Consider the following 19998-nt stretch of genomic DNA (forward strand, 5'->3'; position numbering starts at 1 on the left):
GGGCGTCAGTCTTCCGAGAAGAAATCCTCGTCCAGGCGCTTGAACTCCAGCACACGGCTGGAACGCACCCCGACACCGTGTTCGACCATCAGCTCCGTCAGGCGGCGTCCGTCAATCAGGATCACACGCTGCGGAATGCGTGATGCGAACTCGACGGCCTGGGCGGAGAACGTCGAGGTCGTCACGAAGACGCCCTTTGACGCGCCGAGGCCGACCAGACTTCCGGTGAATGCCTGGATCTCGGGCCGCCCGACCGCGCTTCCCGGGGCGTATCGTTTCGCTTGGACGTAGACGCGATCGAGACCGAGAACATCCTCGTTGATCACGCCGTCAACGCCCCCGTCGCCCGATTTGCCAAGTTGCTCGGACGCATTGCGATGAGAGCCCCCGTAGCCCATCGCCACCAGAAGTTCGACGATGACCTGTTCGAAGAAGCTCGGGCTGTTTTGAAGGATGCGGTCCAGCAGGTCTGCCCGAAGTGCAGCGTGGACAGCTTTGTATGCGGCTTCGACCACCTCCTCAGGCGTCGCGGACGGAGGCTCCACTTCGGCAGCCGCGGTGACCGCCTCGGAATCGTCCCCACCCCGGTAGAAGTCGCGAAACGCCGGGATCGCAAGCAGATACTTGGTATCGAGGCTGGCGGGCGGATTGGCCAGCACCTGCTGCCCAGCCGGAGTTATCGCAAAGCGTCCGCGCTTGGGGCTTTCCAGCAGTCCAGCCTTCGTCAGGTAGAACTTTGCCCAATGGATGCGATTGTGGAGAACGCGCTGTTTGCCGCTCGGAAGCATCTGCTCACGCTCTTCATCTGAGAGATCGAATTTCGTCGCAATCTCAGCTTCGGCCAGCGGCACGGAAGTTTCGGCCTTGGCAGCTACCTCCAGAACCGGGAGCATGAGGGATTGATAGTCGGGGATGGCCATTATTCGATCCCCTCGTCGGCGGTGCTCTTAGCTCCCGCTGGAAGTCGAAGCTTGCGATAGGCCTCCGAGGAGAGCCAGCCTGTCACGACCTTCTGGAATGACTTATCGTTCATAAATCGGGCAAAGATCTCTTCATTCTGATCCATCCGCTCAACAAACAGAGCTTCCAGAAGATTCTTGAAGACCAACTCGAACTTGTCGCCGGGATTGACTGCTGCCGCTTGACGCAGCGCATTGTCGGATATTGCCGCCTCAACAATTTGATCGAAGAATAACTGATCTGCCTGATTGAAGTCCGTGCCAAACCGATCGTTGACGACATCAATCAAACGCGACAAGGGCACCGCTTCTTCGTGGAGAACGCCGCTTCCCACCTCGGATGGCCCGTCGAGACGATTGGCTTGGCCGTCGCTCAGGCTGATCGAGCCTTCGCTGATTTTCTGAAGACGATAGTATTCTAGCCGGACTTCGTCATCGAATTGGTAGGATGGGCCGCTATCGCGCCTGGGCAGCTTGGAAGCCAGGTGGCGAAGGAACACGTAGAGGCGTTCTAGATCGGAATCCTGATAGGGAATTATCTGGCTCAGGAATCCATAAAGGCTGCCAAACGCCAGCATCTTTCCGCGCCACAATTCCGCTTCGTCCGGAGCTGAGCTCTGCAGATCCTTGAAGCGAGCAACAGCTGGATCTAGAGCAGCGTTCATCAGTTGATGATCGGCTGAACTCTGGCGCTGTTTCGGCTTGAAATAGACTGAACAGAACTTTTCCACATCGACGGCTTCGTAGACGCCGTCTGCATCCAGCTCACTCTTGATTTGATACATCCGCGCGGGGTCGACCTCATCGCCGATCTCCGCGCCCTCGAAGTAGGTCTTGAATGCTTCCCGGATTTCGTCTCGATCGTTGACGAAATCCAGAACGAACGTGTCCTCCTTCAACGGGTGGATTCGATTGAGGCGCGAGAGTGTCTGGACTGCCTGAATGCCTGCCAGTCTTCGATCCACATACATTGTATGAAGGAGCGGCTGATCAAAGCCAGTCTGATACTTCTCGGCGACCAGAAGAACCTGATACTCCTGCGTGGCAAAAATTTCCGGGAGCTCCTTCTCACGCACCCCAAGGTTCATGCCCTCTTCGGTGTAAGTCACGTCTTCAAGCTTATCGTCCGTCACAACGCCAGAGAACGCGACCAATGACTTGATCGCGTATCCCTTTTCCTGAATGTAGCGGTCGAAACTCTGCTTATAGCGAACCGCCTCAAGGCGGGAGCCGGTTATCACCATGGCCTTCGCCCGGCCGCCAATCTTGTGCTGGGTGGCGGCATGAAAATGCTCGACCATTACCTCGGTCTTCTGCGCGATGTTGTGAGGATGAAGCTTCAGGAAACGTGCTAGCGCGCGCGCCGCCTTTTTCCGCTGCACGTTCGGATCGTCTTCGCTCGCCTTGAGTAGCCGGAAATAGGTGGCGTACGTGGTGTAGTGCTTAAGCACGTCGAGGATGAAGCCTTCCTCGATCGCCTGGCGCATCGTGTAGCGGTGCGCGGGCTTGCCGTCCTGGCCGCCGAACACCTTGAGCGTCTTGTGCTTGGGTGTGGCGGTGAACGCGAAGAAGCTGAGATTCGCCTGCCGGCCGCGTTTGGCCATCGAGCGATATAGCTCCTCCATGTCCGTCTCATCGTTCTCGGCCATGTACTTCGCGGCCTCTTCGCGCAGGCCCTGGCCACCGAGAACCTCCTTGAGATCGGTCGCCGTCTCGCCCCCTTGAGAGCTGTGGGCCTCATCGATAATGACCGCGCACCGCCTCGATTTCAGCGTGGCGCTTTCCGCATCGTTTCGCTCCTCCGCCATCTTCGCAAGCTGGCGGGAGACAAACGGGAACTTCTGCAGCGTTGTGATGATAATCGGAACGGCGCTCTGAAGGGCTTCGGCCAACTGGCGCGAGTCTTCATCGATCTTTTGCACGACCCCATGCTTGTGTTCAAACTGGTAGATCGTGTCCTGCAGCTGTTTGTCGAGCACCACGCGATCGGTGATCACGATGACGCTGTCGAATACCCTCTCGTTGTTCGCATCGTGGAGCGAGGCTAGTCGGTGCGTCAGCCAGCCTATCGTGTTGCTCTTTCCGCTGCCGGCCGAATGCTCGATCAGGTAGTTGTTGCCGACACCATCCCGCCGTGCCTGATCGACAAGAACGCGAACCGCCTCCAGCTGATGGAAACGCGGGAAAATCAAGGTCTCCTTCTTGACCTTTCTTCCCTGATCGTCCCGCTTCTCGTCGATCTGCATATGGATAAATCGCGCAAGCAGATCGAGCAGGCTGTCCCGCTGCAGCACCTCCTCCCAGAGATAAGCGGTGCGATAGCTCCGCCCCTTGGCGTCGGGTGGGTTGCCTGCGCCACCGTCGCACCCGCGATTGAAAGGCAGAAAATGGGTCGCCGACCCGGCGAGCCGCGTTGTCATGAACACGGATTCCGTATCGACGGCGAAATGGACGAGCATTCGCCGCTTGAACTCGAAGATGGGTTCGCGCGGATCGCGGTCATTGCGATACTGGCGCAAGGCAGCTTCCACCGTCTGCCGCGTCATCGGATTTTTGAGTTCCAGGGATGCCACTGGAATTCCATTGATGCTCAACACGACATCGAGCGACTTCTCGGAACCCTTGGAATAGTGCAGCTGCCTGGTGATCCCGACGCGGTTCGCCGCGTAACGCGCCTCAAGCTCGGGATTGAGCGCGTGGGCGGCCTTGAAGAAGGCTACTCGAAGGGTCTTGCCGTAGCATTTGAAGCCATGGCGCAGGGTGGCCAATGAGCCGTTCGCATCCATCCACTTGGTAAGATCTGTGATGATCTGTGCCCCGGTCTTTGGGCCGTGCAGCGCTTCTAGCGCCTTCCACTCCTTGGGCTGTGTCTCGCGAATAAACTCCAGAACCGTTTCCGGGAAGATCGCCCTCTCGCGATCAAATCGGGCATCTAGCTCGCCGACGTAGCCGTTGGACAGCAAATGCGCTTCGATGACGGTCTCGAACGCACCTTCCGAATGCCTCGCGTGGTTCACGCCCGCCTCCTTCCGTCTCGAATTTTCTCGATGCGCTGAATCTGCCGTTCCAGCGCCTGCACCAAGACAAAAGAGAAGGGTTCAAGCGGTCCGGCCTGCTCTTCGGCTTGCTCCAGGGCGCGGAGGCGACGTCGCGCATTTCCCACGTCGATTGAAGCTGGCCCCCTGCCACGGATCTGTAGCGTGGCATCGATTACTGCCTTGCGAAGTTGGACCAGTGAGGGGTCGTTGAGGCCCAACCGCTCTATGGTTTCACTTGCTGCTGCGTCGCCCGCCTGCGCCGGAGCGACCTGCCCCCGCAGGTTGAAGGTGAAACGGGCGCCGCATCCCCCCGATAGAGGCGATACGAACAAGTATTCGTCAGGTATCGGCGGCCAGCTATCCTTCTTGTGCGCACCATAGGGCAGGCGTGGCGTATTCGGCGCGGGAACCCCCGCTACGAGATTCCTGTAATCAACGTCCTCGCCTGGCCCGCAATGGCATTGGGGGCGAAGGTGCTCGATATGGCAGGTGCTGCTTTCGATCCGGCGCCCCGTGTAGGCACAAAGCCCGCGCTGCTCGGCAACAAGAGCAGTTCGAATCTCGTCGCGGTGCGCCGCAGACAAAGAGGCATAGCAGTAGTTTGGAAGGGCACGGTTTGCAGCCTTCCATGCCGTCATCACACCCGGCTCCGCGCCCTTATTGATCTGCCGCATCGCCAAGCGCCTCGAGATTGTTGATTGTCGCCTCGAGGGCTACGACGGTCGGGTCATCACCGTGGATCAGTTCTCTTAATCGCGCCAAACCAGCCCGGGCACTCTTCAGGTCGCCGTCATCGAGCGCGGTTTCGACATGGCTGATTGCCTCGCGCACTGACTTGGCGCGCGAGGGGGTTCCCATGATCTGTTCAAGAATAGCGTTGGTATCGAGCCCGAAGGCCTGTCCGCATCGATTTGCGACGATGCGTTCGCCATCGGACTGTAGCAGTAGAATCCGTTCCGGTTGCGTTTCCCCGATGATCTGCGGTGAATGCGTGGTGGCGATGAACTGACAGTTGGGAAATGTACTGGTCACCAAGCTGCCGATTTGGCGCTGCCACTGCGGATGCATGTGCATGTCGAGCTCATCGATCAGCACGATGGCCGCCCCGTCCTTTACAGGATCGTCCAGGTCGGGGTTCGCCTGCGACAGCCTTCGCGCCAGATCGAGCACCAGGGCTAGCAAACCGCGTTCGCCGTCCGACAACTGGCGAACATCAAGTGTCAGCCCTTGCTTCTCGATCAAGAGGGTTGGGCGCCCTTCAACTTCAGCCCGCAGCCCATCGCACTCCGGCAGGAAGCTCTTGGCAGCGGCTCGCAGGGCGCCGAGGTGATGACCGGCTCGTGGAAACTCCGCCGATATCGACTCCTGCGCGTGCATCCAGGACGCGAGTTCCGCCAGCCGGAGCGGACGTGCCACAAGGGCGTCGGCGAACGCCGCTGCCTGCCCACCGCTCGCTCTCCCGGACTTCGGCTGCTCGTCGGAAATCAGCGACCGACGCGTCGCAAAGTAAACCCCTATCGGTTGGCGCCGCGCGCTCTTCAGGGCCTTTGCGGCCTTTCCAGGGCCTGGGGTCAAGTTCTCGCGATCGGGTGTGGCCAGCGTCTGTTCCCGGACCACGCCCGGCTTGTGGCCAATGCTCTGTTCACGCTGCTTATGGATGAGGAGGTTCTGGGTCGTGCCATCGAACACCAGATGGAGGTCGACCGTGAGCGCAGAGCGGCCGACCCGAATATCGTCGGTCGTGAAGGGCTCTGGGCGGGCCCTGCTGGCTGTGAACTTGGGAAGCGCCCGCGACAGGCCAATGCGCAGCGCCTCAAGAATGGTGGTCTTGCCGACACCATTGACGCCGACGAGCAACGTCAAGGCCGGATCGAACTCGAGTGCCGCCTGCTCGAAGGCGCGAAGACCGGCGACATCAAGGCGCGTGATCTTCATGCCGCCTCCGGAATATCGATTTCGCCGGTGACGGCCGCAGCAATAAGCGCTCCCCGGCGCTCCTTCAGCAGCGTGATGGAATGCTCGGTGGCGGCGCGAAGGCGGTCGATCTTGGCGGTTTCCGTCGAGATGTGGCGAACGATCTGCAGTTGTTCAGAAAGAGGGGGGTAAGGGAACCAAAGGGCAAGAAAGTTTTGCGAGTAAAGGCGGAGAAACCCTTGTGAACCGGTGCCGAGACCTGTCGACTCTGATCGAAATACAGCCTGCAACAGAGGTGTCTTGAACATCTCCACGTAATAGTTGGCCGAGATTTCTGGCGCAGGGAGGAACACTGCGTAATCTGGGCTGACAAGCCCATCTTGGGTCGTGATTGCAATCAATCCACTAGCAGCACGCATACGATTAACAACCACCTGACCAACGGCGGTTTTTTTATAGCCCACTAACTCTTCCGGTCGGGTTAGCTTCTCGGACACTTCGTTATGTGGGACCAATCCTCGCTCCATTCGGAGCGATAGCAACACTTCAGACCCGTCTATGCTGCGCTCGTCGCGCTCTTCAAAGAGCCATTTGCCACGTTTCACCTCCCAATGCGCGGGGATGTCGCCCAGCCAATTGATGCCGGAGGCGCGTAGCGGGGTAGATGGATCCAGCCCGCGCATGACCGCCTCAGCTATGACGGCACGCCGCTTCTCCGCAAGCAGATCGAGCAGCCGCTGCTTGGCCGCGATCAGTGTGTCGATGCCCGCGGTTTCGCGGTCGAGAAAATGAGCGATCGCCTGCTGAATGGATGTCGGCGGGACGGGCAGAGCCATTGAACCGATAGCATTTTTCGGAATGCCAAAGCGCGTAATACCGTTTGCGGCAAGCTCCAGTTGGATCCGCAAGTTCTTGGATTGCAAACAGCGGAGGAGAAAGGCCCCGGTGAGTTTCTCACGATGCGGGCGGATCATAGCCAAGTGATAGCCGCACACCAGGTCGCCCGCCGCCTCGGTCACCAAAGCCGGAATGGCGATGTCGTCCCAGGCCTCTGAATCCTTGGTGATAACCACATCATCAGCAAACAGGCGAAACTTCTCGATCTCGGCCTCGGATGCTGTCCCCGCCATAAATTCCAGCCCGAGATGAATCGTCTCGTTGTTGTAGACGTCTGTGTAATTGCATAGGCGGACAGGAATTTCTTGATCAGACAAAATCTTGTCGACATTGCTGACGGCATAATCTGCGACGGAACGAAGCGGTTGCACCGTCCAGTTCTTAGGAACTTTGGTACGCCAGGCATCAAGACCGCTCATTCGGTCACCTCCCGCAGAAGCCGGAGGATTTCGTCTTCCGCCTTCTTCAGGTCCGCATCGATCTCGGCCAGCTTGCGAGGCGGAGTGAACTTGTAAAAGTGCCGGTTGAAGTTGATCTCGTAGCCTACCTTGTCCTTCATCCGGTCCATCCAGGCGTCGGGGATGTGCGGCAGCACCTCGCGGGCGAAGTAGGCGTCGACGTCCTCCTTGAGCGGCACGTTCTCGAAATCGCGAAGGTCGGGATCTGGCTCGAAGCCCTCGCTCCGTCCGCCCTTTTCGACCGGCTCGGCCGCAGAATCCTTCGCCGTGAACACCGCGCGGAACAGCTTTTCTTCCGACGCCTTCCAGCGCGACCCGCGCTTCTTGAGCAGCTTCCCGACGCTTGCTGAGACGGAATTCCAATCGAGCTCGGGCTCGCGACCAAGCGCCTTGTCGATGGCCTGAATATCGTCGAGCAGATGAGGCGCGGCATCGAGGAACCGCGCCTTGTCCTCCACCGACATCCGGTACCGCAATCTCAGCGGCCGTTCGATGGTGACGCGCGTGTAGCCGAAATCGGCGTTGTCGAAGATTTTCGACCGTTCGCCCCGGGCGAACCGGCCATAGAGCTTGACGATATCGCCGATCTGATCCGGCTCGTCTGCGCGATCCTCGCCCTCGCGCGCCGGTCCCTCGCCAATCTTGCGACGCTTGTCGCCCTGGCTGCGCCGCATGGGGATCCAGATATCTCTGGCGTCAACCAGCTGGATATTGCCCTTGCGCTCCTGCGCCTTCCGGTTCGTAACGATCCAGATGTAAGTGCCAATTCCGGTGTTGTAGAACATCTGCTCCGGCAGGGCGACGATCGCTTCCAGCCAGTCATTCTCGATGATCCACCGGCGGATTTCGCTTTCGCCGCCGCCGGCGCCGCCGGTGAACAATGGCGATCCGCTGAATACGATCGCGGCACGCGAGCCATGCTTGTGGTTTTTCGGGTCGACGTCCTCGAACTTCGAGATCATGTGCTGGAGAAACAGCAGCGAGCCATCGTTGACCCGGGGCAAGCCGGCTTTGAAACGGCTCTTCTCGCCGCCCTTTTCGTGCTCGCGGACAATCTCTTTCTGCTGCTTCTTCCAGTCCACGCCGAAGGGTGGGTTGGCGATCAGGTAGTCGAACCGCTGCCCCTCGAACCGATCCTCCGTGAAGGTGTCGCCGAATTGGATGTTCTCGCCGCCTCCATTGTGGTCGACCTCCTTCATGAGCATGTCTGACGCCGCCGTCGCGAATGCCCGCTTGTTGTAGTCCTGCCCATAGACGTAGAGCTTCGCGGCGGCGTGGTGCTCGCGCATGTATCGCTGTGCTTCCGCGAGCATCCCTCCCGTGCCGCAGGCGGGATCAAGCATGCGCATCACGGTGCCAGGCTTGCTGAGCAGATCGTCGGCATCCATGAAGAGGAGATCGACCATCAGGTGAATCACTTCTCTCGGCGTGAAGTGATCGCCCGCCGTTTCGTTCGCCAATTCATTGAAGCGCCGGATCAGGTTTTCGAACACGAGGCCCATGTCCCGGTTCGGCACCTTGCTTGGATGAAGATCGACGTCGCAGAATTCACTCACGACGAGATAAAGAATGTTGGCTTCGCGCATCCTTTCGATCTCGTTTCCGAATTCGAAGTAATCGAAGATGCGGCGGACGTTCGCCGAAAAGCCGTTAATATAGCTGGTCAGGTGTTTGTCGATGTTGTCCGGGTCGCCTTTGAGGCGCTGGAAGTCGAGGCCCGACCGGTTGTGGAACCGATGGCCCGACGCCTTGTTCAGAATGCGGTCCAGAGCATCGTCAGCCAGCTTGCCGGTCTTGCGACGCTCGTACTCCGCCAGGACCTTCGTCTTCGTGTCGGCGAGCACGCAATCGAACCGACGCAAGACGACAAGCGGCAGCATTACGCGCTCATACTGCGGCGGTCGGTAGGGACCGCGAAGCAGGTCCGCGATCTGCCAGATCAGATTGGCGAGATCAGAATGGCTCGCCATGTCAGACCACCTTTTTCGACGGCTTGCTGGACCGCTTCTGTTTCGACAGCAACTTCTTGTCCCCCTCAGGCTTTTTCAGCTTCGAAGCCGAAAGCTTCGTGCCCGTCTTGCCGGAGAGGCGCTCATACTCTTCGACAGCGATAACCACGACGACGGATCGCCCATACTTTTCGATGGCGACGGGCTCGGCTCTTGCCAGATCGATCAGCCGGCCGAATCCGTTCTTGGCGTCGCGCGCCGACATGCGATGCATGAATCACCCCCGACCAGTTGGAGCTACTTTAGCCAACAATCTGGCGGCTGGATAGGGTGGAAATCGAGCTCGGGAGGTCAGGAAAGGTCGAGATGGCGCCTCTGCTTGGCCCATTCGGACGGAAGCGGCCCCAGAAGCGCGCCGAGCTGCAATCCAGCTGGCTGCCTTCCGTCGAGAATTGCCTCAACGAGATCGGGGGCCAACAAGGTCAGGCGCAGGACCCGGCACAGATAGGACTGGTTGATCTTCTCCGCTTCGGCCAGCTCGGTCACCGAGGCGAATCGGCCGCTCTCCATGAGGCGCTTCCAGCGGTGGGCCCGGGCGATCGCCTTGACCATGGTGTTGTCGACGCGCGGGCGGGGCTGGCCCCAACACGCCCCGTCGGGCGTCACCACCTGCTTGCGCCCGCCGCGCTTCCGGACGGTCAGTGGCACGCGGACCGTCAGCGTGCGCCCGGCATCGGTGGTGGTGGTGCCGGCTCTCATGCTGCCCTCCGCGGATCGTCGGCCATGCCGCCAAGCTCATGAATCAGACGGGCCAGCCCATCGACGCGGAGGCGGATATCGACGCCTCCCTGTCCGACGTCGACGCGCTCGACCAGCAGCTGGACGATACGCGCCTGCTCGGCCGGGAACAGCTCGTCCCACAGCGGGTCAAGCCCTTCCAAGGCTTCCCTGACCTCAGCCTCAGACAGACCATCGATCTCGGGTCGCGCCGACCGCCATGTGCCGATGATCACCTCCGGGGCGCGAAGGAGGCCGCGCAGCTGGTCGACCACCGCGCCCTCGATCTCGGCGGCGGGCACGCGCCCGACCGGGCAGGCATCGGCGCCGCGTTTCAGAACGGACTGACTGACGTAGTAGCGGTAGAGCTTATCGCCGCGTCGCGTGTGCGTCGGCGTCATGGCGCAGCCGGCCGGCCCGAAGATGAGACCCTTCAAGAGAGCCGGCGTCGCAGCGCGCGTCCGGCCCGCGCGCACCCTCGGGCTCTCGCGCAGGATTCCATGCACCTTGTCCCACAAGGCGCGCGTGATGATGGCTTCGTGCTCGCCGGGATAGGCCGTGCCCTTGTGCACGGCGTCACCGATATAAACCCGGTTGTTGATCAGCTTGTAGAGGAAGCCCTTGTCGATGAGCCGGCCGCGCCGCGTCCGTACGCCTTCGGCGGCGAGTGCCCGGGCCAGCGCCGTCGCCGAGCCCACCTCGACGAAGCGCTCGAAGATCATCCGGACCGTCGCGGCCTCGGCATCATTGATCACCAGCTTGCGGTCCCTGACCTCGTAGCCGAGCGGCACGAAGCCGCCCATCCACATGCCGCGTTTGCGCGAGGCGGCGATCTTGTCCCGGATGCGCTCGCCGATCACCTCGCGCTCGAACTGGGCGAAGCTGAGCAGGATGTTGAGCGTAAGCCGCCCCATGGACGTCGTGGTGTTGAACGACTGGGTCACGCTGACGAAGGTGACCCCGCCGCGATCGAACACCTCGACCAGCTTCGCGAAATCCATCAGCGAGCGGCTGAGCCGGTCGATCTTGTAGACCACGACAACGTCGATCCGGCCGTCCTCGATGTCGGCGAGCAGGCGCTTCAGCGCCGGCCGGTCCAGAGTCCCGCCCGAGAAGCCACCGTCGTCATAGGGCTCGGGGATGAGCACCCAGCCTTCGGCCTTCTGGCTGGCGATATAGGCCTCACAGGCCTCGCGCTGGGCGTCGAGGCTGTTGAACTCCATCTCCAGCCCTTCTTCCGTCGACTTGCGCGTATAGACCGCGCAGCGCAGCTTTCGGATGGATTTGGCGGATGCGGGTGATTTCGTCATGCTTGGCCTCGCCGGTTCTTGAGGCCGAAGAAGATCCAGCCGTTCCAGCGGGTGCCGGTGATGGCGCGCGCGATGGCGGAGAGCGAGCGGTAAGGCCGCCCCTGCCATTCATAACCGTCGTTCAGCACCGTGACGGTGTGCTCGACGCCCTGCCATTCGCGGATCAGCCGCGTGCCGGCGATCGGCTTGTCGTCGGCGCGGATCCGGCGCAGCACGATGTTGCCACCGTCGAGCTGCTCGCCCAGGGCCTCGAGGCGCTCGACGGTCGCGGGCTTCAAACCGCCATAGGCCAATTCCTGGATCCGATAGGCGAGCCGGCTTTCGAGGAAACGCCGATTGTAAGGCGGCGCCTCCGTGTCGAAGAGTTCGCGCCACTGCTTCTTGAGGTCGGGCGTCGGCGTGGTCTTCAGCGCGGCCAGCCGAGCCAGGACGGTGTCTGTCATGGTCATGCGTCTCCTTTGCAAATTGGAGTTCCATGACCGCTCCGGTCGGGCGGGAAGTGAAGGCAACTTTCTCCGCGGTCGCCAGATACTTGCCTTGACTGGCGTGCCTTGAGCCGAACCAGCCCGCGCGCAAGAATCCTGCAGACCTCCCCGATTCGCTCGTCCGGCGTCATATGCCCGGGGTGGATCGGGTTCGGCATGTCCATCGCAGAGATCACCTAAGGGATTGGATTCCCTTGACCTCTACTCACGGTGCGGACGATCCGTCCCAAGGCGATGGCTTTTGAATCGACTCCGCTGGGCATTTGCGATAAGAACGTAAGATGAACAAATGCGAGGCAACTATGGGCGGCTGAGATGGCTAAGAACCTGAAGAAATTCGTCAATCCCAAGTTTACCCGAACCGTCGATCTCGGCCTGCTGGGCCGCCTGTTCGAGCGCCACAGCGATGCGCTGAACGGGCTGGACCTTGGGGTCTTCAGGGGCGAGGCCGCGCAGGACGAGGCACGCAGCGCCGTCCAGGATTTCTTCGCCGGCCCGGAGGAGAACTACCCGGAAGGACTCGTCGCCGACCTGCACCGGATCGCGGAGATCGGCAACGCGGCAGGCCTCGACATCATCCTTCAGCAGGCCGCGCGGCTCGGGATCCGCGTGACACCCGAAGCGAAGGATGACGAGCCGGAGGTTCACCAGGATCCCAAGCACGTCGCCCTGCGCGTCTTCCTCGACCATCCCGACGTCTTTGACGCCGCGTCGGACATGATGGCGCTCATGGCGCGCACGTCGCTCGCCGAGTTCGTGGGCCGCGACGAAGGCGTCGAGGCAATCATGGATGATCGCGCAAAGGCCGAATTCGAAACCGCCGCCGCCGCGATGTTCGAACAGGATCTCCGCAGCAACTATTGCCGCGCCGGCTGGTATGACGATGCCGACGAGCTCGTTCTGGTGATCGAGCATGGCTCGCCGATCACCACGACCGATGTCCTGCAAAAGGACCAGAAGCGCGTGATCAGCTTCCGTGCCGCCGAACACGCGGTGCTGTCCTACAACTCAACGACGGGCCTGTTGAAGATCGGCGGCATCGCCAAGGCGCGTCGCGGCGACCTCGCGGAACTGTTCGCCCACAAGGTCCTGGGCAAGCCCGAATTCTTCGCCGGCGACGACGCCCAGAACCTCTACACGCTCGACCCGGTGCAACGCGCGGGCTTCGGCTTCGCGTTCAACCATGACTTCGATCCGGGCATCCAGCGGGTCCAGATCACCGAGGTCCAGGTCGACCGCGTTGGCGCCGATCCGAAGACCGGCGAGACACGAACCTTCTACTCCTATGTTGCGCGCGACGGACGCGACAATGCACTGGCCAGGTTGGGCGAGATGATGCGGGGCGCTAGTCTCGGGTCGGATTGGCGCCTCAACCACATCGTCATCCGCGTCCATTTCGCGACCGGCGGCAAGTCGGCGAAGAAGGTGACCGTCAAGCTGAAGCCGCCGGCACACGCCATGTTCAAGCGTCAGCAGTTCGAGGGCCGGATCATGACGCTCCTTCGCCGCAACGGACTGCTCAATGACCGAGACGCTGCCCAGGCTGCTGTTGCGGCTGAGTGAGACGGGCGATCCCGCAATCCTTTGGGGCCGACAGGCTGCGCCTCATGCCGGGCGTGATTTCGAGCGGCTGCTCGATCATGGCGTCCTGGTCGAGCAGGCGCCAGCGACGGAATGGGATGTGTGCCCCGCCTGCGATTGCGGTCTCGACGCGCGGCCCATCCATCAGGTCAACGGACGACATATCGCGCTTTGCCCGACGGACCGGCGCAGCGACCTCGTTCTCGGCGATGACGATCTGCGGAGCTTTCGAATTCATCCTTCCGCGCTGGTCCGCGAAATCGCCATGGCGTCCGGGTTCGGAGGCGAGCCGGCGCCGGTCGCGGCGGGTATCTGGCATCTGGGGGAGACGTCGGCCCAGCGGGCGCTGTTCCTCGCACTGTCGCGGGATGCAGTGCCTCAACCGGGCATGATCGGCCTGATGCGTTCGGTCGCCCGGTCATCGCCCATCTCCGTGATCGCGCCGGCGATGGCTGCAGATGACTGGGCGCGCTTGGTCGACGCAGGGCTTCATGTTGTCGCTGGATCGCACTGCATTGCTTGCGATGGGACTGCACCTGGATTCTCGATCGATCAGTCCAAACTGGAACCACAACCGAGCTTGGCGCCCCGATTGGTGATTCAACGCGCCGCCAAGACGGTATCGCTCGACGGGACGCCCAAAACCCTTTCCGATCAGGAATTTCAGCTGCTGGTCCTTCTGGCGGAACATGCGTTGAAGTCGCCCGCCATCGTCGAGAATCGTGCGATCGAGGCGCACATCTGGGGAGCGAGCATCCATAGGATTTCGTCGCAGGTGCGCGAGCCCGTCCGCGCGCTTCGCAATGCACTGGCTCGCGGAAGCGCGGATGCCACGTCCGTACGCGCATTGATTGAGAACCGGCGAAATCCAAACGGCTATCGATTGGCCATCGAACCGAACGAGATTGCCATTACCGACTAACAAACAGGCGTTCCCATACATCTATCCGATGTTCAGCCCGATAGTGCCTCCAATACCGGACACTCAGGCACCTGTTCGCCGGAACACTGGGCCGCCGTCGTCGCCAGCACCTTCTCGATTCGCTTCAGGTCGGCAATCTTCGTGCGCACCTCGGCGAGATGTCGCTCGGTCCGTTCCTTCACCTCCGAACAGGTCTGAGTGCCGCCGTCGACGAGCGCGAGCAGGCCGCGCAGCTCCTCGATTGAGAAGCCGAGTTCCCGACCGCGCAGAATGAAGCGCAGGCGGGCGACGTGCCGCTCGTCGTAGACGCGGTAACCCGAGGCCGTGCGCGGCGGCGCCGGCATCATGCCGATCTTCTCGTAGTAGCGGATGGTCTCCAGGTTGCAGCCCGTACGCCGCGCCAGTTCCGCGCGCTGTAACCCCTTCCCGGAACCGTGATCGGCCATTTCGCAAAATACCTCTTGAGCCTGTAGTCACTACAGACCTTATCTTCAAATCAGAACGAAGGCGAGGACCACGACGCATGAACTCGACGCGAACGGAAACCGAGGCGCTGCAAGGCGACAGCGAGGCGAACAACCAGAGAGGCTGGTTCGCCGCTGGCGGCGTCATCGGCGCCGTCCTGGCCTCGACCTGCTGCATCGCGCCGCTGGTGCTGCTGACGCTGGGAATTTCTGGCGCCTGGATCGGCACGCTCACGGCGCTGGAGCCCTACAAGCCGTACTTCGCCGTTGTGGCGCTCATCTTCATTGGGCTTGGCTTCCGGCAAGTCTACTTCAAGGCGAAGCCTGTCTGCGTGGACGGCTCCTACTGCGCCAAACCCCAATCCGCTCTCTTCACCAAGACCGCTCTCTGGATCGCGACCGTGTTGGTCGTTCTAGCGCTGACGATCGACTGGTGGGCGCCGTTTTTCTACTAAGGAGAATCCGACATGAAACGACCACTTATCCTCGCCGCCACACTGCTTGCCGTGGGCTGGCTCGGCGCTCTGGGCCTGACGGCGATCCCATCCGTTTCCGCTCAAACCGCAGCCATTCAGATCGCCGCCGCACAATCGGCGACGTTCGCGGTGGAGAACATGACTTGCGCGCTCTGCCCGGTCACGGTGAAGAAGGCTATGGAGAAGGTGACCGGCGTGCAGTCGGTTCAGATCGATTTCGCCGCCAGAACGGCGACCGTCGTCTTCGACCCGGTCGTGACGTCCGTTGAAGCCATAGCCGCCGCTTCGGCCGACGCAGGCTATCCGGCGGAGGTCAGAGGCTGAACTGATGAAGGATGCGACCATCGTCAAAACTGGCATCGTCGGATCTGTCATCGCCGCCATCTGCGGCGCAACGCCGGTTCTAGTGATCGCGCTTGGCGCTGTCGGGCTGTCCGCCTGGCTCGGCTGGATCGATTATGTGCTGCTGCCAACGCTCGCAGTCTTTCTGGCCATGACGGTTTATGGACTCTGGCGGAGGCAACGTGCGGCAGCCTGTTTCGCAAACGAAACGCAAACCAACAAGGGAAGCGCCTAACATGGCCGATTGCTGCACGACTGACGGAAAGAAGAACACATACGACCTCGCCGTCATCGGTGCGGGCTCGGCAGGCTTTTCCGCCGCCATCACGGCGGCCGAGCAAGGGGCGAGCGTCGCCCTGATCGGCCACGGCACCATTGGCGGCACCTGCGTCAATGTCGGCTGCGTGCCGTCGAAGACCATGATCCGCGCCGCCGAGGCTCTCCATGGCGCGCGCGCGGCAAGCCGCTTTCCCGGCCTCTTGGGAGAGGCGCATGTCGGCGACTGGCAGCGTCTGATCGCCGCCAAGGACGACCTCATCTCGACCCTCCGGCAGAAGAAGTATGCCGACCTGCTGCCCGAGTACGACGGGATTACCTATTTGGAGGGCGCGGCGCGGTTGAACGGCGCCGGCGTGCTCGTCGAAGGCGGCCCTGTCGCCGCCGACAAGATCATCATCGCCACGGGCGGACGACCTGCCGTGCCGCCGATCCCCGGCATCGAGACCGTGGCCTACCTGACCAGCACGACACTGCTGGAACTGGAGAAGCTGCCCAGGAGCCTGATCGTCATCGGCGGCGGGTATATCGGCGCGGAGCTTGCCCAGATGATGGCGCGCATGGGCGTCGAGGTGACGGTGATCTGCCGGTCACGCCTGCTGCCGCAGGTGGAACCGGAAGTGTCGGACGCGCTGGCTGCGGCCTTCCGCGCCGAAGACATCACGCTTCATTGCGGCATCACCTACGATGCCTGCCGTGAAGATGAGACCGGCGTCACCGTCTGCGTCAGCGAAGGCGGCAAGCCGGTCGAGCTGAAGGCGGAGCGGCTGCTGGTCGCGACGGGACGCATCCCCAATACCGAAACCCTCGGCTTGGCGGAGGCCGGCGTCGCGCAAGACGGCCACGGTGCCATCATCGTCGATGACCGTATGCGTACCTCGAAACCCGGCGTCTATGCGGCGGGCGATGTGACCGACCGCGAACAGTTCGTCTACATGGCGGCCTATGGCGCCAAGCTCGCCGCGAAGAACGCGCTGAACGGCGACAACCTCACCTATGACAACAGCGCCATGCCGTGGGTGGTGTTCACCGACCCGCACGTAGCGGGCGTGGGCTTGAGCGAGGCGGCGGCCAAGGCCGTTGGCCATGAGGTCAAAACTTCCATCGTACCACTCGACCAGGTGCCGCGTGCGCTGGCCGCCCGCGACACGCGCGGTCTGATCAAACTGGTGGCGGATGCCAAGACCGACCGCCTGCTCGGCGGCCAGATCCTTGCGCCCGAAGGCGCGGACAGCATCCAGACGCTGGCCATGGCGCTCAAGTTCGGCGTGACCGCAAAGGCACTGGGCGAGACGATCTTCCCATACCTGACCACGGTCGAAGGGCTGAAGCTCGCTGCCCAGGCCTTCGATAAGGATGTAGCCAAGCTTTCCTGCTGTGCCGGGTGACTGCCGCAGCAGCAAAATGTTCAAGGCGCGAACATTATTGACGCGTCGAGTTGTCGAGATAGGCCGCACCTGACGCAGTCCCCGTCCCCACATTCTACCCACGTACTCCCCACGCCCCGCACACCTAACGGATCGGCGGCTTCGGCAGGCTGGAGGTCATCAACAGCGATGACCCGAGGCCATGCCAATGCATTCTTCCATTTCCCGAGACGACCTTCAGATCCTGCTTCATGAGGCGGACATTGCGGCGCGCCGTCTGGTCCGCCAGCTGCGGCTTCCCCGCGCCGATCTCGACGATGTCCGCCAGGACCTGCTCGTTGATCTGATAGCCCGGCTTCGCGCCTACGACTCAGATCGCGGCACGCTCGGCGCCTTTGCCGGCGCCATCCTCACCAACAGGGCGACGCGCATCGCCAACAAGGTGAAGCGGGAGCGCCGGATGTATGGCGCGACGCGGATCTCGCTCGATGAGGTCATTCCCGAGAGCGACGGGCTGACCCGCGGCGACCTCATCGCCGAAGCCGACGGGCTGTCAGCACTCTTCGGCCAGCCCGTCGATGCATTCGCCGCCGCCGAGGAACGTCTCGATGTTGAGCGCGGTCTTGGCTCGCTCGAACCCGCCGACGGCGCTCTCTGTGCAGCCCTTTCCCGCACCACTGTCGATCGCCTTGCGGCGAGCGGCCATGGCGCCCGCAGCAGCCTCTACCGCCGCGTCAAGGACATCCGCCTTGCCCTGACGGCGATCGGCGTCCGGGCCGCGTGAGACGGTTCGGCGAGCGCGTGAGTAGGAGCCCATCATGAACGTCATTGCATCCAGATTCCCCGCTGTCCGGAAGCCGCTCACCGAGATCGATCTCTGCGGCTGGGTCGGTCAGGCAGCACCCGGCGACATCCTCGAATATCACCGTGGGTTCCTCGCGCTCGACACCATGCCGCAGGGCACGCGCCTTGCCGAACGGGAGCGGGCGGAACTCGCCCGCGTCGCGCGCCGCGCCTGGTGGGCGGCCGAGCGCGGATTGATCCATCTCGTGCAGCGTCGCCACCGGTCGGACGATTACAGCTATCTCGCCATCGCCCGCCCGAAGCCGAAGCAGGCCTCGGTATCGCTGTCCACCCTCCTGCTGGCGGAGGTGGCGTGATGGCATCTGATCGCAACAACCGCCCCAGTCTCGACGACATCCGCACCATGCCGGTCGGCGAGATCGCCACGCTTCCGGCGGAGCATCTGGCGCTGCTCCAGGAGGATGCCGACGCCGCCCTGGATGCCGCCAAGCGGCTCAGGGAGTGGCTCGAAGGCGCGATCGCGCTTCGCTACGCCGACGCGGCAGCGACGATGCGCCGGGCCGAGGGCAAGGACACCGGCCTCGTTCGTTTCGAGGACGGCGCCGTCGTGGTCGCTGCCGATCTCCCGAAGAAGGTCGACTGGGACCAGTCGCTGCTCGCCGCGCTCGTCGAGCGCATCCGTGCGAGCGGGGAGAACCCGGCCGACTACGTCGACATCGGCTTCAAGGTCCCCGAGCGCAAATACACCGCCTGGCCCACCGCCGTCCGCGAGGCCTTCGCCGCCGCCCGCACGGTGCGGACCGCCAAGCCGACCTTCCGTCTCACCATCAAGTCCGAGGATACCCGATGACCAGCTCTGCTGCCCTGACCGAGATTCGCAAGCGCCACTACGCGCTCGAAGCGCTGCCCGACACCATCGTCATTCCGGTGCTCGGCGAGATCCGCCGCGAGCAGGTGGTCAAGCCGATCGAGGGCGCCACGCTCGATGATATCGCCTTCGCCTTGCTCGGGGTCGAAGCCGAGTTCAGCGCGGTCGGCGACCGCCTGCACGCCTTGCGCAAGCTCTATGGTCTCGCCCGGCAGGCCGGCGCGCGCGGGAGTGAGCGCGCGCTCGATGTCGCGTCGCGCAACACGGGAGGCCGCTGATGGCGCTGCGCATCGTCAGCGCCGACGAACGGCTGTCCGCGGCCGGCGCCAAGACCACCATGGCGATCTTCGGCCCGAGCGGCGTCGGCAAGACATCCTTGCTGAAATCGCTGCCGCCGGCCGAGACGCTCTGCATCGACCTCGAGGCGGGCATGAAGTCGGTCCAGGACTGGCCCGGCGACAGCATCCCGGTGCGCACCTTCGCCGACGCCCTCGACATCGGCTGTCTCGTCGGCGGGGTCAATCCGTCCGCCGACCCGAGCGGCTTCTTCTCCGAGGCGCATTACCAGCATCTCAGGGAAAGCTATCCCGATCTCGTTCAGATGATCGCGGGCAAGCGCATCGTCTTCGTCGACTCGATCACCGACCTCACGCGCCAGGCCATGGCCTGGGCGAAGACCCGGCCGGAGGCTTTCTCCGACAAGACCGGCAAACCCGACACCCGCGGCGCCTACGGGCTGCTCGCCCGCGAGGTCATCGGCCTGCTCAAGCACCTGCAGCACGCGCAGGCGAAGACCGTGATCTTCGTCGGCATCCTCGAACGCGTCACCGACGAGTTCAACCGCACGACCTGGCAGCCGCAGATGGAAGGCGGCAAGGCCGGCCGCGAGCTCCCTGGCATCGTCGATCAGGTCATCACCATGAGCCTGTTCGCGCGCGACGGGGACGGCTGGCGGCATGAGCCCGAGCGCGGCGAAGAACGCCGCCTCGTCTGCCGCGCCGGCAATCCCTTCGGCCTGCCGGCGAAGGATCGCAGCGGTCGTCTCGATGTCACCGAGCCGCCCGACCTCGGCGCGCTGCTCTCCAAGATCAACGCAACCCGGAAAGGATGA

22 protein-coding genes are annotated in these 19998 nt (G+C 62.5%); 11 read left to right on the plus strand and 11 right to left on the minus strand.

Annotated elements, in window-relative coordinates; all coding sequences use genetic code 11:
• Nucleotides 1-5: 5 nt before the first annotated feature.
• The 10 genes from BSQ44_RS03720 to BSQ44_RS03765 all read right to left on the minus strand — a co-directional run bounded on the left by BSQ44_RS03720 (nucleotide 6) and on the right by BSQ44_RS03765 (nucleotide 11745).
• Entirely contained in the window at nucleotides 6-920 is a 915-nt protein-coding gene (locus BSQ44_RS03720; RefSeq protein WP_072602002.1) for a restriction endonuclease, read from the minus strand.
• Nucleotides 920-3976, minus strand: coding sequence for a type I restriction endonuclease subunit R (locus tag BSQ44_RS03725; RefSeq protein WP_072602003.1), 3057 nt, complete (start codon nucleotides 3974-3976; stop codon nucleotides 920-922). Before BSQ44_RS03725 ends, BSQ44_RS03720 begins: the two co-directional genes overlap by 1 nt.
• Nucleotides 3973-4671 (minus strand): retron system putative HNH endonuclease, encoded by a 699-nt coding sequence (locus BSQ44_RS03730; protein ID WP_072602004.1) that lies wholly within the window; start codon nucleotides 4669-4671, stop codon nucleotides 3973-3975. The genes BSQ44_RS03725 and BSQ44_RS03730 overlap by 4 nt, the downstream gene beginning before the upstream one ends.
• A complete protein-coding gene (locus tag BSQ44_RS03735) occupies nucleotides 4655-5932 on the minus strand; it encodes an AAA family ATPase (RefSeq protein ID WP_072602005.1) in 1278 nt (425 codons plus the stop codon). Before BSQ44_RS03735 ends, BSQ44_RS03730 begins: the two co-directional genes overlap by 17 nt.
• Nucleotides 5929-7227 (minus strand): restriction endonuclease subunit S, encoded by a 1299-nt coding sequence (locus tag BSQ44_RS03740; protein WP_072602006.1) that lies wholly within the window; start codon nucleotides 7225-7227, stop codon nucleotides 5929-5931. The genes BSQ44_RS03735 and BSQ44_RS03740 overlap by 4 nt, the downstream gene beginning before the upstream one ends.
• Nucleotides 7224-9236 carry a type I restriction-modification system subunit M gene (locus tag BSQ44_RS03745; RefSeq protein WP_072602007.1) on the minus strand — a complete coding sequence of 671 codons (2013 nt, stop codon included), beginning with the start codon at nucleotides 9234-9236 and terminating at the stop codon, nucleotides 7224-7226. The genes BSQ44_RS03740 and BSQ44_RS03745 overlap by 4 nt, the downstream gene beginning before the upstream one ends.
• Nucleotide 9237: 1 nt before the next feature.
• On the minus strand, nucleotides 9238-9489 hold the full coding sequence (locus BSQ44_RS03750; protein ID WP_072602008.1) for a type II toxin-antitoxin system Phd/YefM family antitoxin: 252 nt from the start codon (nucleotides 9487-9489) through the stop codon (nucleotides 9238-9240).
• Between the two features lie 77 nt (nucleotides 9490-9566).
• Complete coding sequence (locus tag BSQ44_RS03755) at nucleotides 9567-9974, minus strand: hypothetical protein (protein WP_072602009.1); 408 nt, start codon at nucleotides 9972-9974, stop codon at nucleotides 9567-9569.
• On the minus strand, nucleotides 9971-11302 hold the full coding sequence (locus BSQ44_RS03760) for a recombinase family protein (protein WP_072602010.1): 1332 nt from the start codon (nucleotides 11300-11302) through the stop codon (nucleotides 9971-9973). Before BSQ44_RS03760 ends, BSQ44_RS03755 begins: the two co-directional genes overlap by 4 nt.
• Nucleotides 11299-11745, minus strand: coding sequence for a DUF2924 domain-containing protein (locus tag BSQ44_RS03765; RefSeq protein WP_210187914.1), 447 nt, complete (start codon nucleotides 11743-11745; stop codon nucleotides 11299-11301). Before BSQ44_RS03765 ends, BSQ44_RS03760 begins: the two co-directional genes overlap by 4 nt.
• 357 nt (nucleotides 11746-12102) lie before the next feature.
• Between BSQ44_RS03765 and BSQ44_RS03775 the strand changes: the two genes are divergently transcribed.
• Entirely contained in the window at nucleotides 12103-13350 is a 1248-nt protein-coding gene (locus tag BSQ44_RS03775; RefSeq protein WP_072602013.1) for a hypothetical protein, read from the plus strand.
• Nucleotides 13310-14290, plus strand: a complete 981-nt coding sequence (locus BSQ44_RS03780) for a winged helix-turn-helix domain-containing protein (RefSeq protein ID WP_072602014.1) — start codon at nucleotides 13310-13312, stop codon at nucleotides 14288-14290. Before BSQ44_RS03775 ends, BSQ44_RS03780 begins: the two co-directional genes overlap by 41 nt.
• Nucleotides 14291-14322: 32 nt before the next feature.
• On the opposite strand, the gene BSQ44_RS03785 is transcribed toward BSQ44_RS03780, so the two are convergent.
• Complete coding sequence (locus BSQ44_RS03785) at nucleotides 14323-14736, minus strand: MerR family transcriptional regulator (RefSeq protein ID WP_072602015.1); 414 nt, start codon at nucleotides 14734-14736, stop codon at nucleotides 14323-14325.
• A 77-nt stretch (nucleotides 14737-14813) separates the two neighbouring features.
• Between BSQ44_RS03785 and BSQ44_RS03790 the strand changes: the two genes are divergently transcribed.
• The 9 genes from BSQ44_RS03790 to BSQ44_RS03830 all read left to right on the plus strand — a co-directional run bounded on the left by BSQ44_RS03790 (nucleotide 14814) and on the right by BSQ44_RS03830 (nucleotide 19998).
• Entirely contained in the window at nucleotides 14814-15209 is a 396-nt protein-coding gene (locus BSQ44_RS03790) for a mercuric transporter MerT family protein (RefSeq protein WP_072602016.1), read from the plus strand.
• Nucleotides 15210-15221: 12 nt separating this feature from the next.
• Nucleotides 15222-15554 (plus strand): heavy-metal-associated domain-containing protein, encoded by a 333-nt coding sequence (locus BSQ44_RS03795; protein ID WP_072602017.1) that lies wholly within the window; start codon nucleotides 15222-15224, stop codon nucleotides 15552-15554.
• Nucleotides 15555-15558: 4 nt separating this feature from the next.
• On the plus strand, nucleotides 15559-15807 hold the full coding sequence (merF, locus tag BSQ44_RS03800) for a mercury resistance system transport protein MerF (protein WP_072602018.1): 249 nt from the start codon (nucleotides 15559-15561) through the stop codon (nucleotides 15805-15807).
• A 1-nt stretch (nucleotide 15808) separates the two neighbouring features.
• The gene (merA, locus tag BSQ44_RS03805) at nucleotides 15809-17236 is read left to right on the plus strand and encodes a mercury(II) reductase (RefSeq protein WP_072602019.1); all 1428 of its coding nucleotides are present in this window, start codon (nucleotides 15809-15811) and stop codon (nucleotides 17234-17236) included.
• 187 nt (nucleotides 17237-17423) lie between these two features.
• Nucleotides 17424-17999 (plus strand): sigma factor, encoded by a 576-nt coding sequence (locus BSQ44_RS03810; protein ID WP_083534438.1) that lies wholly within the window; start codon nucleotides 17424-17426, stop codon nucleotides 17997-17999.
• Nucleotides 18000-18033: 34 nt separating this feature from the next.
• A complete protein-coding gene (locus BSQ44_RS03815; protein WP_072602021.1) occupies nucleotides 18034-18375 on the plus strand; it encodes a hypothetical protein in 342 nt (113 codons plus the stop codon).
• Nucleotides 18375-18869: a hypothetical protein gene (locus tag BSQ44_RS03820; protein WP_072602022.1), complete on the plus strand. Its 495-nt coding sequence runs from the start codon at nucleotides 18375-18377 to the stop codon at nucleotides 18867-18869. Before BSQ44_RS03815 ends, BSQ44_RS03820 begins: the two co-directional genes overlap by 1 nt.
• Nucleotides 18866-19165, plus strand: coding sequence for a hypothetical protein (locus BSQ44_RS03825; protein WP_072602023.1), 300 nt, complete (start codon nucleotides 18866-18868; stop codon nucleotides 19163-19165). The genes BSQ44_RS03820 and BSQ44_RS03825 overlap by 4 nt, the downstream gene beginning before the upstream one ends.
• Entirely contained in the window at nucleotides 19165-19998 is an 834-nt protein-coding gene (locus BSQ44_RS03830) for an ATP-binding protein (RefSeq protein ID WP_072602024.1), read from the plus strand. Before BSQ44_RS03825 ends, BSQ44_RS03830 begins: the two co-directional genes overlap by 1 nt.

The sequence above is a fragment of the Aquibium oceanicum genome, assembly GCF_001889605.1.
Lineage (GTDB): Bacteria > Pseudomonadota > Alphaproteobacteria > Rhizobiales > Rhizobiaceae > Aquibium > Aquibium oceanicum.

Excerpts from the sequence above, each read along its gene's own strand:
- BSQ44_RS03720 (WP_072602002.1), bottom strand. The coding sequence starts at position 920 with ATGGCCATCCCCGACTATCAATCCCTCATGCTCCCGGTTCTGGAGGTA.
- BSQ44_RS03730 (WP_072602004.1), bottom strand. The coding sequence starts at position 4,671 with ATGCGGCAGATCAATAAGGGCGCGGAGCCGGGTGTGATGACGGCATGG.
- BSQ44_RS03735 (WP_072602005.1), bottom strand. The coding sequence starts at position 5,932 with ATGAAGATCACGCGCCTTGATGTCGCCGGTCTTCGCGCCTTCGAGCAG.
- BSQ44_RS03740 (WP_072602006.1), bottom strand. The coding sequence starts at position 7,227 with ATGAGCGGTCTTGATGCCTGGCGTACCAAAGTTCCTAAGAACTGGACG.
- BSQ44_RS03745 (WP_072602007.1), bottom strand. The coding sequence starts at position 9,236 with ATGGCGAGCCATTCTGATCTCGCCAATCTGATCTGGCAGATCGCGGAC.
- BSQ44_RS03750 (WP_072602008.1), bottom strand. The coding sequence starts at position 9,489 with ATGCATCGCATGTCGGCGCGCGACGCCAAGAACGGATTCGGCCGGCTG.
- BSQ44_RS03755 (WP_072602009.1), bottom strand. The coding sequence starts at position 9,974 with ATGAGAGCCGGCACCACCACCACCGATGCCGGGCGCACGCTGACGGTC.
- BSQ44_RS03760 (WP_072602010.1), bottom strand. The coding sequence starts at position 11,302 with ATGACGAAATCACCCGCATCCGCCAAATCCATCCGAAAGCTGCGCTGC.
- BSQ44_RS03765 (WP_210187914.1), bottom strand. The coding sequence starts at position 11,745 with ATGACAGACACCGTCCTGGCTCGGCTGGCCGCGCTGAAGACCACGCCG.
- BSQ44_RS03775 (WP_072602013.1), top strand. The coding sequence starts at position 12,103 with ATGGCTAAGAACCTGAAGAAATTCGTCAATCCCAAGTTTACCCGAACC.
- BSQ44_RS03780 (WP_072602014.1), top strand. The coding sequence starts at position 13,310 with ATGACCGAGACGCTGCCCAGGCTGCTGTTGCGGCTGAGTGAGACGGGC.
- BSQ44_RS03785 (WP_072602015.1), bottom strand. The coding sequence starts at position 14,736 with ATGGCCGATCACGGTTCCGGGAAGGGGTTACAGCGCGCGGAACTGGCG.
- BSQ44_RS03790 (WP_072602016.1), top strand. The coding sequence starts at position 14,814 with ATGAACTCGACGCGAACGGAAACCGAGGCGCTGCAAGGCGACAGCGAG.
- BSQ44_RS03795 (WP_072602017.1), top strand. The coding sequence starts at position 15,222 with ATGAAACGACCACTTATCCTCGCCGCCACACTGCTTGCCGTGGGCTGG.
- merF (WP_072602018.1), top strand. The coding sequence starts at position 15,559 with ATGAAGGATGCGACCATCGTCAAAACTGGCATCGTCGGATCTGTCATC.
- merA (WP_072602019.1), top strand. The coding sequence starts at position 15,809 with ATGGCCGATTGCTGCACGACTGACGGAAAGAAGAACACATACGACCTC.
- BSQ44_RS03810 (WP_083534438.1), top strand. The coding sequence starts at position 17,424 with ATGCATTCTTCCATTTCCCGAGACGACCTTCAGATCCTGCTTCATGAG.
- BSQ44_RS03815 (WP_072602021.1), top strand. The coding sequence starts at position 18,034 with ATGAACGTCATTGCATCCAGATTCCCCGCTGTCCGGAAGCCGCTCACC.
- BSQ44_RS03820 (WP_072602022.1), top strand. The coding sequence starts at position 18,375 with ATGGCATCTGATCGCAACAACCGCCCCAGTCTCGACGACATCCGCACC.
- BSQ44_RS03825 (WP_072602023.1), top strand. The coding sequence starts at position 18,866 with ATGACCAGCTCTGCTGCCCTGACCGAGATTCGCAAGCGCCACTACGCG.
- BSQ44_RS03830 (WP_072602024.1), top strand. The coding sequence starts at position 19,165 with ATGGCGCTGCGCATCGTCAGCGCCGACGAACGGCTGTCCGCGGCCGGC.